General features: G+C 66.5%; 13 protein-coding genes. 7 read left to right on the forward strand and 6 right to left on the reverse strand.

The features are described 5' to 3' along the window. Position 1 precedes the first annotated feature (1 nt). Positions 2-706, forward strand: coding sequence for a squalene/phytoene synthase family protein (locus tag AC13GA_RS07185; protein WP_136639853.1), 705 nt, complete (start codon positions 2-4; stop codon positions 704-706). Positions 707-793: 87 nt separating this feature from the next. Here AC13GA_RS07185 and AC13GA_RS07190 read toward each other — a convergent pair whose 3' ends face one another. Genes AC13GA_RS07190 through yidD form a run of 3 tightly spaced genes read right to left on the reverse strand, consistent with a single transcriptional unit; the run spans position 794 to position 3,241 of the window. After that, positions 794-1,639 (reverse strand): M23 family metallopeptidase, encoded by an 846-nt coding sequence (locus tag AC13GA_RS07190; RefSeq protein WP_482997780.1) that lies wholly within the window; start codon positions 1,637-1,639, stop codon positions 794-796. After that, positions 1,639-2,985, reverse strand: a complete 1,347-nt coding sequence (locus AC13GA_RS07195) for a dihydroorotase (protein ID WP_482997781.1) — start codon at positions 2,983-2,985, stop codon at positions 1,639-1,641. The genes AC13GA_RS07190 and AC13GA_RS07195 overlap by 1 nt, the downstream gene beginning before the upstream one ends. A gap of 1 nt (position 2,986) precedes the next feature. Next, a complete protein-coding gene (gene yidD, locus AC13GA_RS07200; protein WP_005414016.1) occupies positions 2,987-3,241 on the reverse strand; it encodes a membrane protein insertion efficiency factor YidD in 255 nt (84 codons plus the stop codon). A gap of 272 nt (positions 3,242-3,513) precedes the next feature. Here yidD and dksA point away from each other — a divergent pair, with 272 nt between their 5' ends. After that, a complete protein-coding gene (gene dksA / locus AC13GA_RS07205; RefSeq protein ID WP_136639856.1) occupies positions 3,514-4,731 on the forward strand; it encodes an RNA polymerase-binding protein DksA in 1,218 nt (405 codons plus the stop codon). A 485-nt stretch (positions 4,732-5,216) separates the two neighbouring features. Here the strand turns inward: dksA and AC13GA_RS07210 are convergent, their stop codons facing one another. Genes AC13GA_RS07210 through cysS form a run of 3 tightly spaced genes read right to left on the reverse strand, consistent with a single transcriptional unit; the run spans position 5,217 to position 8,346 of the window. Then, positions 5,217-6,464, reverse strand: a complete 1,248-nt coding sequence (locus AC13GA_RS07210) for an MFS transporter (RefSeq protein WP_046986154.1) — start codon at positions 6,462-6,464, stop codon at positions 5,217-5,219. Further along, positions 6,461-6,913, reverse strand: a complete 453-nt coding sequence (locus tag AC13GA_RS07215) for a SufE family protein (RefSeq protein ID WP_006378633.1) — start codon at positions 6,911-6,913, stop codon at positions 6,461-6,463. Before AC13GA_RS07215 ends, AC13GA_RS07210 begins: the two co-directional genes overlap by 4 nt. Positions 6,914-6,969: 56 nt before the next feature. Beyond that, positions 6,970-8,346 carry a cysteine--tRNA ligase gene (cysS, locus tag AC13GA_RS07220; RefSeq protein WP_136639739.1) on the reverse strand — a complete coding sequence of 459 codons (1,377 nt, stop codon included), beginning with the start codon at positions 8,344-8,346 and terminating at the stop codon, positions 6,970-6,972. A gap of 188 nt (positions 8,347-8,534) precedes the next feature. Here cysS and AC13GA_RS07225 point away from each other — a divergent pair, with 188 nt between their 5' ends. The 5 genes from AC13GA_RS07225 to AC13GA_RS07245 all read left to right on the forward strand — a co-directional run bounded on the left by AC13GA_RS07225 (position 8,535) and on the right by AC13GA_RS07245 (position 14,313). After that, positions 8,535-9,104: a hypothetical protein gene (locus AC13GA_RS07225; RefSeq protein ID WP_482997782.1), complete on the forward strand. Its 570-nt coding sequence runs from the start codon at positions 8,535-8,537 to the stop codon at positions 9,102-9,104. 319 nt (positions 9,105-9,423) lie between these two features. Then, the gene (locus AC13GA_RS07230) at positions 9,424-10,434 is read left to right on the forward strand and encodes an N-acetylornithine carbamoyltransferase (protein WP_005410369.1); all 1,011 of its coding nucleotides are present in this window, start codon (positions 9,424-9,426) and stop codon (positions 10,432-10,434) included. A gap of 67 nt (positions 10,435-10,501) precedes the next feature. Further along, the gene (locus AC13GA_RS07235) at positions 10,502-11,695 is read left to right on the forward strand and encodes an argininosuccinate synthase (protein ID WP_046986151.1); all 1,194 of its coding nucleotides are present in this window, start codon (positions 10,502-10,504) and stop codon (positions 11,693-11,695) included. A 125-nt stretch (positions 11,696-11,820) separates the two neighbouring features. Beyond that, positions 11,821-12,909 (forward strand): acetylornithine deacetylase, encoded by a 1,089-nt coding sequence (locus AC13GA_RS07240; protein WP_046986150.1) that lies wholly within the window; start codon positions 11,821-11,823, stop codon positions 12,907-12,909. 75 nt (positions 12,910-12,984) lie between these two features. Continuing rightward, complete coding sequence (locus tag AC13GA_RS07245; RefSeq protein WP_046986149.1) at positions 12,985-14,313, forward strand: acetylglutamate kinase; 1,329 nt, start codon at positions 12,985-12,987, stop codon at positions 14,311-14,313. Position 14,314 lies beyond the last annotated feature (1 nt).

Genomic DNA, 14,314 nt, shown 5'->3' on the forward strand with positions numbered 1-14,314 from the left:
AGTGAGCAGTACCGCGCTGGACAGTTTCCTCGACAAGTGGCGCAGCCGTTGGCCGGAATGGTCGGTGGCCGCCCCGTTCGTGGCCGAACCGCAACGCGATATCGCAGTGGCGTGGTTTGCGCTGCTGCAGGAATTCGACGACATGCTCAACACCAGCGGCGACCCGCTGCCGGCCGACGCCAAGCTGGCGTGGTGGGGCGAGGAGCTGCGCAGCTGGGCCGCGCATCGTTCGCGCCATCCGCTGGGCCGTCTGCTGGAGCCGGTGCGTGCGCCGTGGGCACAACTGGCCGAAGCACTTCCGGATCTGGTTGAAGCGCGTACCGTCGCGCTGGATGCGGCTGGTGCCGAGCGTGCGCTGGCCAACTACGCCGAGGCCGTAGCCGCCGTGGAAGCGGCGCTTTTTGCCGACAAGCCGCGCACCGGCGCAGGCCGTGCGGTGCTGCTGCAGACCCTGGCCCAGCGCCTGCAGGACGCCGGCGTGGCTGGTGTGCCGCGCAGCCTGCTGGACGAGGATTCCAGCACCGCCGCGCAGCGCTGGGCACAGCATCTGTTGAAGGGGTGGGGCAGCCGGGTGCCCGGCCCGCGCCCGCGCCGCGTGTGGTCCAGCCTGGCGCGTGCCCGAGTCGCCGCGCAGGCCGCAGGCAAGCCGGTTGAAGCGACGCCGGTGCGCACCCTGCTGCGCGTGTGGTGGGCCGCGCGCGGCTGACTGCTTAGGTGGGTGCGGACTTTGGTCCGCACGCTGTATGAGATTGTGCCGACCAAGGTCGGCACCCACCAAAGCGCATTGCGCGCGTTACTTGCGTTCCAGCACCAGCAGCGGGTCGATACGGGTATCGAACCAGTTCATGCCCCAGTGCAGGTGCGGGCCGGTGGCGCGGCCGGTGGCGCCGACGGCGGCGATCACCTGGCCCTGTTCGACACGGTCACCGACCTTTACGTCGATGCGTGACAGGTGCAGGAAGTTGGAGCTGACCCCGAAACCGTGGTCGAGCAGCAGCGTGCCGCCGGTCAGGTACAGGTCCGGGCCGGCGAAGGTGACGATGCCGGCAGCCGGTGCTTTCACCGGAGTGCCGGTCGGCACCGCGATGTCCATGCCGGAATGCCCGGCACCGGGTTGGCCGTTGTATACGCGCGCATTGCCGAAGCGGCCACTGATGCGGCCCTGCACCGGCCAGATGAAGGTCTGGGTGAAGTCAGTGCGGTCGTCATCACGGGCGCGCGCAGCGGTCACCTGCGCCTGCTCGCGCTTGATCCGCTCGGCGATGGCCGGTGGTGGATTGACCGTCTTCGGCGGCACGCCGTTGACACGTTCGGTGGGCCAGTCGCGCGGTGTCACCGTGATGGTTGCGGTCTCGCTGCCACCATCGGGGCGTTGCACCTGCACGCGCAGTGGACCCTTCTCGTCACGGCCGATGCCGAACACCACGCTGCCATAGCCGCTCACCCGCAACTGGCGGCCGGCGTATTGCACGCGGCTGCCGGCGGGTACCTTGCCGATCACCAGCGCGCCCTGCGACGCGCTGGCCGGGAACACCACGCGGCTGTCGATCAGGCTGCCGATGCCATCCTGTGCCTGCGCCGAAGGTGCGGAAAACAAGGGCGCCGCCAGCAGCGCCCCGATCAGGAGAGCGGAGCGCATCAGCGGTCGTAGGTCATGCGCTGGCCGGCGGGCTCGCCCACCAGCTTGCTGCCGTCCCACACCTGCTGGCCGTTGACCCAGGTGGAGGCGATGCGCGAACGGAAGGTGGTGCCTTCAAACGGCGACCAGCCGCACTTGGACAGCACGTCCTCGCGCTTGACGGTGAACGGCACGTCTTCGACCAGGACCAGATCGGCGAAGTAGCCTTCGCGCAGGAAGCCGCGCTCTTCCACGTCGAACAGCTGCGCCGGGGCGTGGGCGAACTTCTGCACCACCTGCTCGCGGGTCAGCTTGCCTTCGTGCACGCGTTCCAGTGCGGCCACCAGCGCGTACTGCACCAGCGGCAGGCCCGACGGCGCCTGCGCGTAGGGCTTCTGCTTCTCTTCCCAGGTGTGCGGCGCGTGGTCGGTGGCCAGCACGTCCAGCACGTCATCGGCCAGCGCGGCAGTGATCGCCTCGCGGTCGGACACGTCCTTGATCGCCGGGTTGCACTTGATCAGGTTGCCCTTGGTCGCATAGTCCGGACGCGCGAAGTGCAGGAAGTGCACGCAGGTCTCGGCGGTGATCTGCTTGCGGCTGCCGTCGGCGCGGATCAGCGGGCCTTTCTCGAACAGCGCCAGCTCGTCGGCGGTGGAGATGTGCAGCACATGCAGGCGGGTGCCGTGCTTGCGTGCCAGCGACATCGCCAGGCGGGTCGACTTGATGCAGGCCTCGCGCGAGCGGATGTCCGGGTGCATGTCCGGGGTCAGCGCGTCGCCGTATTTCTCCTGGAACGCCTTCAGGTTGGCATCGATCATCGGCGTGTCTTCGCAGTGCGTGATGATCGGGGTCGGGCATTCGCGGAAGATCGCGTCCAGCGTTTCCGGGTTGTCCACCAGCATGTTGCCGGTGGAGGCGCCCATGAACACCTTCACGCCCGGTGCCTTCTTCGGGTCCAGTGCGCGGATCGCCTCCAGGTTGTCATTGCTGGCGCCATGGTAGAAGCCGTAGTTGGCCCAGGCGCGGCCGCGCGCAAGCTCGTACTTGGCTTCCAGGATGGTCGAATCCAGCGTCGGCGGATTGGTATTGGGCATGTCCATGAAGCTGGTCAGGCCACCGGCGACGGCCGCCGCCGATTCGCTCGCGATGTCGCCCTTGTGGGTCAGGCCCGGCTCGCGGAAGTGCACCTGATCGTCGATCATGCCGGGCAGCAGCCAGCGCCCGCCCGCGTCCACCACCTGTTCGCCGTCGCGCGGCGCCAGCCCGGAACCGATCTGCGCGATGCGGCCGTTCTCGATGCGCAGGTCGCCGTCGAAGGTGCGGCCTTCGTTGACCATGCGGGCGTTGGTGATGAGCGTGGAGGACATGTCAGTGTTTTCCTGTGCAACGGCAAGAGGGGGCGTTGGGAGATTCGGGCACTGGGTCGAAGCCGCCTGGGTGGAACGGATGGCAGCGGCCCAGCCGTCGCGCCGCCAGCCAGCTGCCGCGCAGCGGGCCATGGCGCGAGATCGCTTCCATCGCGTATTCAGAGCAACTGGGTACGAAACGGCAGCGCGGCCCAAGCAGGGGGCTGATGAAGCGCTTGTAGAAGCGCAGCAGGGCGATGAGCAGGCGCGAGATCACCCAGTCATCTTATGCCAGTTGGCATGAAGGCCGCATTTGTGCAGGATGGGCCGTTGGTCGCATGTCGCCAATGGCCTGCGACCGCTCGCGGCACCCTCCAGGTGCCGGACAGGTTCCGTACCGCGCAGGGCGGTCCGTGTTGGTCGGACCGCACCTTGGGCCCGTTGTCTCCTGGACTGAATGGAGTGGGCCACCGAGGTTGCTGCTGCGGGTCGGGTAGGCTATAAAGGCCCGCTTTCCCGGGCCCCGGGGAATCCAAGGAAGAGCGTTTCGTGGCTGCTAAAAAAACTGCAAAGAAGGCCGTAACGGCCGCCAAGAAAACCGCCAAGCCTGTTGTGAAGAAGTTGGCGGCAAAGCCCGTTGCCAAGAAACCGGCCAGCAAGCCGGTGACCAAGGCAGCGTCCTCGCAACCGGCGGCCAGGAAGGCCACCGCAAAGAAAGCGCCGGTGAAGGCAACCAAGCCGGTGGCGAAGAAGGCCGCTGCGCCTGCCAAGGCCAAGCCTGCCGCTGCCGGCAGGAAGGCGCCGGTGGTGAAGAAAGCCGTCAGCAAGGCTGCACCGGTGAAGAAGGCCGCCGCCAAGCCGGTGGCGAAGAAGGCAGCAGCCAAGCCAGCGCCGAAGGCGGTGGTGAAGAAGGCTGCGGCCAAGCCGGTTGCCAAGCCTGTAGCGAAGAAAGTCGCTGCGGCCAAGCCTGCTGCTGTAAAGAAAGTTGCCAAGAATGTCGCCGCGCCGGCCGTAAAGCCGACCCCGGCCCCCGTTGTGAAGTCCGCACCGAAGCCAGCTGCGAAGCCGGCTCCGGCCAAGTCTGTCCCGGCCAAGACCGCGGCAGTGGCAGCAGCCCAACCGGCTCCCAAGCCGGCCCCGGCCGCCGCTCCTGCAGCATCGACCGCCCCGCAATCCAAGAATCCCGTGCCCGTTTCGAAATCGCCTGCCAAAACCGCCGTGAAATCCGATTCCGCCCCGAAGACCGTGCCGCGTCCTGTCGGAAAGGTCGCCGTGGCCGTCGCCGCCCGTTCGGCCGCGCCGGCCCCGCGCAGCAAGTACAAGGTGGTCGAATACAAGACCGATGAGGCCACTGGCCGCCCGATCCTGCCGGCTGGCTACAAGCCGTCCTCGGAAGAGGAATACATGAGCCCGCTGCAGCAGGAATACTTCCGCCAGCGCCTGCAGAACTGGCGTGCGGACCTGGTGGAAGAGTCCAAGCAGACCATCGAGAACCTGCGCGAGGAAGTGCGTGACATCGGCGACGAAGCCGAGCGTGCGACCCGCGAGACCGAGAACTCGCTGGAACTGCGTACCCGTGACCGCTACCGCAAGCTGATCGGCAAGATCGACAGCACCCTGAAGCGCCTGGAAGCGGGCGACTACGGTTACTGTGTGGACACCGGTGAAGAAATCGGCCTGGAGCGCCTGGAAGCGCGCCTCACCGCCGAGCGCACCATCGACGCCCAGGAGCGCTGGGAGCACCTGCAGAAGCAGCAGGGCGACTGATTCCCGATCGTTGTATGGTCATGCGAAAAACCCGGCCTCGGCCGGGTTTTTTGTTGGGTGGTGGTTGGCTGGGTAGAACGGCGCCTTCCGGGTATCGGGGAGAGCCTGCGGGTGGGTCCGGGCAGGACACGCTGCAAGTACATCCCTGTAAGCTCGGCCGCGGCATCCATGCCGCGGACGGTCCTGCCCGGACCCACCCGCAGGCTCTCGACGGTTTCCTGCGTGCGCGGTTGCTGTAAAGCCGAGCCCATGCCCGGCTCTGGCCGAAGCCGGAGGGAAAGGAAGAGCAAAAGCAAAAGCAAAAGCAAAAGCAAAAGCAGCCAAGCATGGCTTGGCTCTACCAGAAGCGGTCATGCGTGCGCTCGCGTTTCTTTTGGTTACTTTTCTTTTCGCGCGAAAAGAAAAGTGACACCCCACCGCGGTCGCGGAAAGAGCCCGCCGGGCATGGCCCGGCGCTACGGGCGCGTGGGCGCGCGGAAATCCACTTATTGCAGGTCGCGAAGATTCAATTTCCGCAGCGTCGGGTTCTTCCACGCCGTGATCCCGGCCACACTCAGCACCGCGAAGCCGCCCAGCACTACCGCCGGTACCAGCCCCAGCAGTTTGGCCATCGTGCCGGCATAGAACGCGCCGAGCTCGTTGGAGGAACTGATGAAAATGCCGTTGATCGACGACACCCGTCCGCGCATCTCTTCCGGCGTGGCCAGCTGCAGGATGGTCGATCGGATCACCACCGAGACGCCGTCGAAGGCCCCGTAGAACAACAGGATCAGCGCCGACAGCCAGAAGTGCTGCGACAGCCCGAAGCTGATCACGCACAGGCCGAAGCCGGCCACCGCGAACAGCAGGACGCGGCCGGCATTGCGGTGCAGCGGGTGGCGCGCCAGCCACAGGCCGACACACACAGAACCCAGCGCCGGCATCGCGCGCAGGATGCCAAGGCCTTCCGGACCGTGGTGCAGGATCTCGTGCAGGAACGCCGGCAGCATCGCCACCACGCCACCCAGCAGCACCGAGAACATGTCCAGCGCCATCGCCCCGACCATGATCCGGTTGCCGACCACGAAGCGTGCACCTTCGGCGATGCTCTTGAAGATCGGCGCAGCCGGGCCGGAATGCACGGGCTCTTCCACCTTCAGCGTGGCCAGGCAGCCCATCGCGACTGCCGCGAACACGGTGGCCACCGCATAGGACAGGCCCTTGCCAGCGAAGCCGACCAGTACGCCACCCAGTGCCGGGCCGGCGATCATGCCCGCCTGGAACACCACCGCACCGAGGCCGGCGCCACGGGCGAACTGGTCACGGGCCAGTACGCGGGCGAACAGGGCGTTGTAGATCGGCGACAGGAAGGCACGCACCATGCCGGTCAGCGCAATGGCGGCGTAGATCGGCCACACGCCGTCAACCGGCAGCCATCCCATCGCCACGCTGGTCAGCACCAGCGCGGTGGCGATCAGCCCGGAACAGGCGACCATGCCCAGCCGGCGGCGCGGCAGGTGGTCGACCAGGTAGCCGGCGAACGGCGCCACGCAGAAGAACGGCAACACCTCGGCCAGGCCGATCAGGCCCAGCGAGAATGGATTGCGGGTGACTTCGTAGATATGCCAGCCGACGGTGACCGCGACCACCTGGTAGGACAGCATTGCGAAGATGCGGTAGGCCAGCAGCCTGGCGAAACCGGGTCGGGACAGCAGGCCCAGGGCGGTGTCTTCGGCTGTGGCAGGCTCGCTCACGAGGGCTCGCGCTGCAGCTGGGCCTGCGCGGTCTCGCGGATGAAGGCCAGCATCGCCGCCACGCCGTTGCTGCGGGTGGGCGACAGATGGCGGGCCAGGCCGATGTCCTGGATGTAGCTGGGCTCGGTGTCGAGGATCTCCTGCGCCGAGCGCCCGGAGTACACGCGCAGTGCCAGGAAGATCAGGCCGGAGACGATGGCCGAATCACTGATGGCGTGGAAGCGCAGCGACTGCGTGTTGCCTTCCGGCACGATCCAGACCATCGACTGGCAGCCGAGCAGGCGGTGCTCTTCGGTTTTCCATTCTTCCGGAAACACCGGCAGCTTGCGGCCGAGGTCGATCAGGTACTGGTAGCGCTCGGACCAGTCACCGAAGAAGCCGAATTCCTCGGCGATGGCGGCCTGGGCCTCGGCGGCGGTGGGTTCAAGCGGGAACGGGGAGTCGGTCACAGCGGTCTCTACAGTGGGGGCGTGGCCGGCGCACCGGCCACGGGGCAGGGCACAGGTCAGCCGCGCTTGCGCGACCAGCGCACGCCCTGCGGGGTGTCTTCCAGCACGATGCCTTCGGTGGCCAGCTGGTCGCGGATGGCATCGGAACGGGCGAAGTCGCGCGCCTGCTTGGCGGCGGCGCGCGCGTCGATCAGGCCCTGGATGCGGGCGTCGTCGCCATCATCGCCGGCGGCGGTGCCGAACCACTGCGCCGGGTCGGCCTGCAGCAGGCCCAGCGCCAGGCCGGCGCCGAGCAGTTCGCCCTTCAGGCGCGCTTGCTCGGCAGGGTCAGTTGCGCGACGCGCGTCGGCAGCGATGCGGGCCACTTCGGCCAGCGCCTGCGGGGTGTTCAGATCGTCGTCCAGCGTGGCCTCGATCGAAGCCGGGATCAGCGTGGTCGCCTCGATCGCGGCCAGCTCGCGCAGGGTGCCATACAGGCGGTCCAGGGTGCGCACCGACTGCTCGATCAGCGCGTCGGACCAGTCCAGCGGCTGCCGGTAATGGGCCGACAGCAGCGCCAGGCGCAGCGCTTCCGGCGGGTGCTGGCGTACCAGGTCATGCACGCGCTCGATGTTGCCCAGCGACTTGCTCATCTTGGCGCCGCCGAAGTTGAGCATGCCGTTGTGCAGCCAGAAGCGGGCGAAGATCCTGCCTCCGTGCGCGCATTCGCTCTGCGCCAGTTCGTTCTCGTGGTGCGGGAACTGCAGGTCGACGCCACCGGCATGGATGTCGATGGTCTCGCCCAGATGAGCGGCGGCCATTGCCGAGCATTCGATGTGCCAGCCCGGACGGCCACGGCCCCACGGCGATTCCCAGCCGGGCAGGTCGTCGCTGGACGGCTTCCACAGCACGAAATCACCCGGGTCGCGCTTGTACGGGGCAACATCGACGCGGGCACCGGCCAGCATTTCCTCCGGATCGCGGCGCGAGAGCTTGCCATAGCCCTCGAAGCTGCTGACCGCGAACAGCACGTGGCCCTCGGCCGGGTAAGCGTGGCCGCTGGCGATCAGCTGCCCGATCATGGTGATGATCTGCGGGATGTGCGCGGTCACTTCCGGCTCGATGTCCGGCGGTGCCACGCCCAGCGCGGCCATGTCTTCACGGTAGGCGGCGGCGAAACGGTCGGTGATGGTGCTGATCGGCACCCCCTGTTCGCGCGCGGCGTTGTTGATCTTGTCGTCCACGTCGGTGATGTTGCGCGCGTAGCGCAGGCCGCCGAAGCGCCGCCGCAGCAGGTCGGCCAATACCCCGAACACCACCGGGCCACGGGCGTTGCCGATGTGCACGTAGTTGTAGACCGTCGGGCCGCACACATACAGGGTCGGACAGGCCGGGTCGAGCGGGGTGAACGGTTCGAGCTGGCGAGTCAGGTTGTTGTGCAGGCGCAGGGTCATGGGGCTGTGTCTGGGGGACAAGCCTGTGATTTTAGAACGTGTCGGGGCGCTTTGGGGCGACGCGCTGCCACCGGTGGACCTGAAGCCCACCCATGGTGGGGTGGGCAGGAGCGGCGCGGACGGGTAATGTTCAGCCCCTTGCGGTCACCACTGCCTACACTATTGCCGTGTCCCTGCACTCCTCGCCAATGAAAACCACCGCGTTGCTGACCCTGGCCTGCCTGTGGGCGCTGCCTGCCGTGGTCCTGGCCCAGGAGGCCGAGCCCCGCAACCGGGTGGTGATCGTAGAGAACGTGAAGTTCGACTACGCCCAGGTACTGAACGTCGAGCCGGTGTTCCAGACCCTGCGCGCGACCCGCACCGAGGAGCATTGCGAGCCGATCTCGACCCGCACCCTGGCCCCGGTCAACGTCACCGGTGAGGAGCCGGTCGAGGACAAGGGCCGGATCAGCCGCTTCTGGGACTCGGTGCGCTCGATGTTCAAGCGCAGCGATGAAGAGGGGGCCGAGGAGACCGCCGCCGAGACGCCCGCGCCGGCCCCGGCGCCGGCCAACAACGGGCCGATGCTGACCCGTGACTGCCGCATCGTGCCGGTCGGGCGTGAATTCCGCCGGCCCATCGCCTATGACGTGGACTACGTCTACAAGGGCACCAAGTACCGCTCGCGGCTGCCGGAAGACCCCGGCAACCGGCTCAAGGTCCGGGTCTCGATCACCCCATGGGTCGGTCCCGAACAGAACACTGCCAGCAATCCCTGATTCCGCGACCCACGCCCCTTGCGCCGGTCCCGGCCGCATGCAAAGATGCCCGGCCATGAAGCTCACCGACTTCCAGCACGACAGCAGCGCAGCCCGACAGGCGTCGGGCATGACCTCGCGTGCGCGTCGACCGGAACCCCACATCCTCGCTGGGTAACCGGAGCTTTTTGCTGTTCGTCCGAAAAAAACCCAGCCCACCGGCTGGGTTTTTTCGTTTCCGCGTCATGAAAGCTGCAACTGCAACCTTTTCGTACCACCTTTGGTTCCTGGTTTCCCTTCCACCGCGTCGACCTTCGGCGCCGCCACGCAAGGAAAGATGATGTCCCCCAAGCACTTCCTGAACACCCAGGACTGGAGCCGCAGCGATCTCGACGCGCTGCTGACCCAGGCCGCGCTGTTCAAGCGCAACAAGCTCGGCGACCAGCTCAAGGGCAAGTCGATCGCGCTGGTGTTCTTCAACCCGTCCATGCGCACCCGCACCAGCTTCGAACTGGGCGCGTTCCAGCTCGGCGCCCACGCCGTGGTGCTGCAGCCGGGCAAGGATGCGTGGCCGATCGAGTTCAACCTCGGCACGGTGATGGACGGTGATACCGAAGAGCACATCGCCGAAGTGGCCAAGGTGCTGGGCCGTTACTGCGACATCATCGCCGTGCGTGCGTTCCCCAAGTTCATCGACTGGGCCTACGACCGCCAGGACATCGTCCTCAACAGCTTCGCAAAGTATTCGCCGGTGCCGGTCATCAACATGGAGACCATCACCCACCCGTGCCAGGAACTGGCCCACGTGATGGCGCTGCAGGAGCACTTCGGCACCCAGGACCTGCGCGGCAAGAAGTACGTGCTGACCTGGACCTACCACCCCAAGCCGCTGAACACCGCGGTGGCGAACTCGGCGCTGACCATCGCCACCCGCATGGGCATGGACGTGACCCTGCTGTGCCCGACCGCCGACTACATCCTCGACGACCGCTACATGGGCTGGGCCGAGCAGAACGTGGCCGAGAGCGGCGGTTCTCTGAAGATCAGCCATGACATCGACAGCGCCTACGCCGGTGCCGACGTGGTCTACGCCAAGAGCTGGGGCGCGCTGCCGTTCTTCGGCAACTGGGAACCGGAAAAGCCGATCCGCGACCAGTTCAAGCACTTCATCGTGGACGAGCGGAAGATGGCGCTGACCAACAACGGTGTGTTCAGCCACTGCCTGCCGTTGCGCCGCAACGTCAAGGCCACCGATGCGGTGATGGATTCGCCGCAGTGCATCGCCATCAACGAAGCCGAGAACCGACTGCACGTGCAGAAGGCGATCATGGCGGCCGTTGCCGGGCGCTGATTCCCAAGCATTGAAACAATCCGCCGGGCATGGCCCGGCGCTACCCACCTGATTGGACATTACCCCCATGAGCAACAAAGACGTCGTTCTCGCCTTCTCCGGCGGCCTGGATACCAGCTTCTGCGTGCCGTATCTGCAGGAGCGCGGCTACAACGTGCACACCGTGTTCGCCGATACCGGCGGCGTGGATGATGAAGAGCGCGATTTCATCGAGAAGCGCGCCGCCGAGCTGGGCGTGGCCAGCCACCAGACCGTCAACGGTGGCCCGGCCATCTGGGAAGGCTTCGTCAAGCCGTTCGTGTGGGCCGGCGAAGGCTACCAGGGCCAGTACCCGCTGCTGGTGTCGGACCGTTACCTGATCGTCGATGCCGCGCTCAAGCGCGCTGCCGAACTGGGCACCAACATCATCGCCCACGGCTGCACCGGCATGGGCAACGACCAGGTCCGTTTCGACCTGGCCGTGAAGGCCCTGGGTGACTACCAGATCATCGCGCCGATCCGCGAGATCCAGAAGGAACACACCCAGACCCGCGCCTACGAGCAGAAGTACCTGGAAGAGCGCGGCTTCGGCGTGCGCGCCAAGCAGCAGGCCTACACCATCAACGAGAACCTGCTGGGCCTGACCATGTCCGGTGGCGAGATCGACCGTTGGGAAGCCCCGGGCGAGGGCGCGCGTGGCTGGTGCGCACCGCGCAGCGAGTGGCCGGAACAGGCGTTGACCGTGACCCTGAAGTTCGTCGAGGGCGAAGCCGTCGAACTGAACGGCAAGGCGCTGGCGGGTGACCAGATCCTGGCCCAGCTCAACAAGCTGTTCGCCCCGTACGGCGTTGGCCGTGGCGTGTACACCGGCGACACCGTGATCGGCCTGAAGGGCCGCATCGTGTTCGAGGCACCAGGCCTGGTCTCGCTGCTGGCCGCACACCGCGCGCTGGAAGATGCGGTGCTGACCAAGCAGCAGAACCGCTTCAAGCCGGACGTGGCGCGCAAATGGGTGGAGCTGGTGTACGAAGGCTTCTACCACGACCCGCTGAAGACCGACATCGAAGCCTTCCTGAAGTCCTCGCAGGCCAAGGTCAACGGCGAAGTGGTGCTGGAAACCCGTGGTGGCCGCGTCGATGCGGTAGCGGTGAAGTCGCCGCACCTGCTCAACACCAAGGGCGCCACCTATGCGCAGTCGGCCGACTGGGGCGTGGAGGAAGCCGAAGGTTTCATCAAGCTGTTCGGCATGAGCTCGACGCTATACGCGCAAGTCAATCGCTGAGCGATTGAATTGCGCGCGCGTCTCCCGCGCATTCCACCTAATCCCCGCGCCGTTGGCGCGCCCCCTTGAACATCAAGGGGGCGCTCCTCCAGCCGGTACACGTTGTACTGAAGGATCTTTGATTCATGCTTGAACAGACGATCTCGCATCTGCAGGCCCTGGTGTCCTTCGACACCCGCAACCCGCCGCGTGCGATCACCACCGGTGGCATCTTCGATTACCTGCGTGCGAACCTGCCCGGGTTCAACGTCGAGGTGATCGACCATGGCGCCGGTGCGGTCAGCCTGTATGCGGTGCGCGGTACGCCGAAGTACCTGTTCAACGTGCACCTGGATACCGTGCCGGACTCGCCGCACTGGAGTGCCGACCCGCACGTGATGCGCCGCCTGGACGACCGCGTGGTCGGCCTCGGCGTGTGTGACATCAAGGGCGCCGCCGCTGCACTGGTGGCCGCGGCCAATGCCAGCGACGGAGACGCTGCATTCCTGTTCTCCAGCGACGAGGAAGCCAACGATCCGCGCTGCATCGCCGCGTTTCTGGCCCGTGGCATTCCGTATGAAGCAGTGCTGGTGGCCGAGCCGACCATGAGCGAAGCCGTACTGGCGCACCGGGGCATCAGCTCGGTGCTGATGCAGTTCGCCGGTCGCGCCGGGCATGCCTCGGGCAAGCAGGATGCGGCCGCCAGCGCACTGCATCAGGCCATGCGCTGGGGCAACCGTGCGCTGGACCATGTGGAATCGCTGGCCTCGGCGCGCTTCGGCGGCCTCACCGGCCTGCGTTTCAACATCGGCCGCGTCGAGGGCGGGATCAAGGCCAACATGATTGCCCCGGCCGCCGAAGTGCGGTTCGGCTTCCGCCCGCTGCCGTCGATGGACATTGATGGCCTGCTGGCGACCTTTGCCGGTTTCGCCGAACCGGAAGCGGCACTGTTCACCGAAACCTTCCGTGGTCCCAGCCTGCCGGCCGGTGACATCGCCGAAGCCGAGAACCGCCGCCTGTTGGCGCGCGACGTGGCCGACGCACTGGAGCTGCCGATCGGCAACGCGGTGGACTTCTGGACCGAAGCCTCGCTGTTCTCGGCCGGTGGCTACACCACGCTGGTGTTCGGCCCGGGTGACATCGCCCAGGCCCATACCGCCGATGAGTTCGTAACGCTGGACCAGCTGCAGCGCTACACCGACGCCGTGCACCGCATCATTGCTGCCGGCGCCTGATCGACCCCACAACGCCGCCGTGCTCCGGCACGGTGGAACTGCAACGCGGCGACCGCCGCCTGTGACGAAACCGAAATGTCTCCTGCCCTCCAGCCCCACCGCCAGACCCGCCAGACCATCGTGCGCCTGCTTTCCAGCATGGCCAGCGCGAAGGAGATCAGCCAGTACCTCAAGCGCTTCTCGCAGCTGGATGCCAAGCGCTTCGCCGTGGTCAAGGTCGGCGGTGCCGTCCTGCGCGACGACCTTGACGCGCTGACCTCGTCGCTGTCGTTCCTGCAGGAAGTCGGCCTGACCCCGATCGTGCTGCACGGCGCCGGCCCGCAGCTGGATGCCGAGCTGTCCGCAGCCGGCATTGAGAAACAGACCGTCAATGGCCTGCGCGTGACCTCGCCGGAAGCGCTGGCGATCGTGCGCCGGGTGTTCCAGCAGTCCAACCTGCGTCTGGTCGAAGCACTGCAGCAGAACGGTGCGCGTGCGACCTCGATCACCGGCGGCGTGTTCGAAGCCGAGTATCTGGACGTGGACACCTACGGCCTGGTCGGCGAGGTGAAGAAGGTCAACCTGGCGCCGATCGAGGCCAGCCTGCGCGCTGGCTCGATTCCGGTCATCACCAGCCTGGGTGAGACCGCCGGCGGGCAGATCCTCAACGTCAACGCCGATTTCGCTGCCAACGAGCTGGTGCAGGAGCTGCAGCCGTACAAGATCATCTTCCTGACCGGCACCGGCGGCCTGCTGGACGAGCAGGGCAGCGTGATCGATTCGATCAACCTGTCCACCGAGTACGACCATCTGATCGCGCAGCCGTGGATCCACGGTGGCATGAAGGTGAAGATCGAACAGATCAAGGATCTGCTCGACCGCCTGCCGCTGGAATCGTCGGTGTCGATCACCCGCCCGGCCGACCTGGCCAAGGAGCTGTTCACTCACAAGGGCTCGGGCACGCTGGTGCGCAAGGGTGAGAAGGTGCTGCGCGCCACCGCGTGGGAGCAGCTGGACCTGCCGCGCCTGAAGCAGCTGATCGAATCGAGCTTCGGCCGTACCCTTGTGCCGGACTACTTCCAGAAGACCACGCTGCTGCGCGCCTACGTCAGCGAGAACTACCGCACGGCGGTGATCCTTACTGACGAGGCCGAGGGCGTGTACCTGGACAAGTTCGCGGTGCTTGATGATGCACAGGGTGAAGGCCTGGGTCGCGCGGTCTGGAACGTGATGCGCGAGGAGACGCCGCAGCTGTTCTGGCGTTCGCGCAACGGCAACCCGATCAACCATTTCTACTACGCCGAATCCGATGGCTGCTACAAGCAGGGCCATTGGAAGGTGTTCTGGTACGGTGCTGATGGCATCGACCGTATCAGGACCTATGTCGACCATTGCGGCGTTCGTGCACCGAGCCTGGAGGGCTGAG

The organism is Stenotrophomonas sp. 22DLJC03 (assembly GCF_056861405.1).